Annotated in this window: 1 protein-coding gene; it reads right to left on the bottom strand. The window is 80.3% G+C overall.

Annotated elements, in window-relative coordinates:
* On the bottom strand, positions 1–918 hold a 918-nt coding region (locus ABEB16_RS22695; RefSeq protein WP_345714398.1), incomplete at both ends, for a YifB family Mg chelatase-like AAA ATPase.

Raw genomic sequence — 918 nt, 5'->3', positions numbered from 1 at the left:
GCCGCGGCCACGCGCGCCGCGACGAGCGCCGTGCCCTCCTGGGCGGCGTCCCCGCCCAGGTGCGCACGGGTCACCGGCCGCACCGCCACGCGCAGGTCCACGCGGTCCAGCAGCGGCCCCGAGAGCCGCGAGGCGTAGCGGCGGCGTGCCACCGACGTGCAGGTGCACCCCAGCCCCTTGCCGACGGCGCGGCCGCAGGGGCAGGGGTTCGCGGCCAGCACGAGCTGGAAGCGCGCCGGGAACCGCGCGGTCCCGCGGGCCCGGTGCAGCACGAGCTCCCCCTGCTCCAGGGGCTGGCGCAGCGACTCCAGGACGCGGCGGTCGAACTCGGGGGCCTCGTCGAGGAACAGCACCCCCCGGTGCGCCCGGGAGGCGGCCCCCGGACGCGGCAGCCCGCTGCCACCGCCGACCACGGCGGCGACGCTGGCGGTGTGGTGCGGGTCCTCGAAGGGCGGGCGGTGCAGCAGCACCCCCCGCCCGGGCAGGGTGCCGGCGACCGAGTGCACCGCCGTGACCTCGAGGGCGTCGGCCTCGGGCAGGTCGGGCAGCAGACCGGGCAGGCGGGCGGCGAGCATCGTCTTGCCCGCTCCGGGCGGACCGGTGAGCAGCAGGTGGTGCCCACCGGCGGCGGCCACCTCCAGGGCCAGCCGCGCCTCGGTCTGGCCGGCGACCTCGGCGAGGTCGAGCCCGGGCCCGGCGGGGGCCTCGCCACCGGCGGGCACCGGCGCCACGTCCTCGTCGGTGGGCGGCGGCGGCGCCTCGCCGCGGTACTCGGCCACCAGCTCTGCCAGCCTGCGCACGGCCAGCACCCGGATCCCGGGCACGAGGGCGGCCTCGTCGGCGTTCTCCCGCGGCACGACGACCCGCTCGCACCCGGTGCGGGCGGCGGCCTGCACGGCCGGCAGCACGCCGCGCACG

Source organism: Kineococcus glutinatus (genome assembly GCF_039542765.1).
In the GTDB taxonomy this organism is placed as follows: domain Bacteria; phylum Actinomycetota; class Actinomycetes; order Actinomycetales; family Kineococcaceae; genus Kineococcus_A; species Kineococcus_A glutinatus.
This window is presented reverse-complemented; position numbering and strand designations above follow the sequence as displayed.